The organism is Oleiphilus sp. HI0067 (assembly GCF_001635735.1).
Genome location: NZ_LWFI01001711.1, coordinates 1 through 700, shown reverse-complemented (window position 1 = coordinate 700; position 700 = coordinate 1). Strand labels below are relative to the sequence as shown.

At 44.7% G+C, this 700-nt stretch carries 1 protein-coding gene; it reads right to left on the bottom strand.

Features of this window, described 5'->3' with window-relative positions:
* Positions 1 to 684 (bottom strand): response regulator (locus tag A3739_RS27235; protein ID WP_197472632.1); only part of this gene is annotated, 684 nt, incomplete at its 3' end.
* Positions 685 to 700 lie beyond the last annotated feature (16 nt).

Below are 700 nucleotides of genomic sequence, written 5' to 3'. Positions count from 1 at the left end.
GAGCCCATGTAAGCGCGAAGCTTGGTACAGTACTTTTAGTCCATCTTTCTCAACATTGAGTCGGGCGGCTAGTTTGGTGACAACCTCTTCGAGTTGATGTGCAAATGCCCTCTGACCTGGTTGCTTCATATCTAGCAGGTTCAGAAAGCTTTCTTCCATTAACAGATAGGCATCTACAGTTGCTTGTTTGTTTTGTTGGTTTTCCTGCGATTGTTCAGCGAGTTCTCGCTCGATGCCTTCTTTTGATTCAGACACCTCATCATGCATTTTCTTAAGTGTATGCAAGGCACGATTTTTCATTTTCTCTTTATTACGGCGTGCCAGCGCATCTTCTGCTAAAGCTAGGAACTCTGTGTTATCCCAAGGTTTGCTTACGAATGCGAAAATCTCACCATCATTTATCGCACGTACCGTGTCTTCTTTATCTGCTTGCCCAGTTAGTAAAATCCTCGGTGCCGCAGGAACAATGCTTTTTGCTTGCGATAAAAACTCGGCCCCATCCATCCCAGGCATCCGCATGTCACTGATAATGAGATCTGGCCTTAGATCTTTCAGTACTTCGACGGCTCTCTCTCCTGAGTCAAAGGTGTGCACTTCAAACGGGGATTTCCGAAAAACGCGTTTCATTGAATTGAGCACATCTTGCTCGTCGTCAACTATAACGATGATATGCTTATCGCTCACTAATATTCCTCCAAAT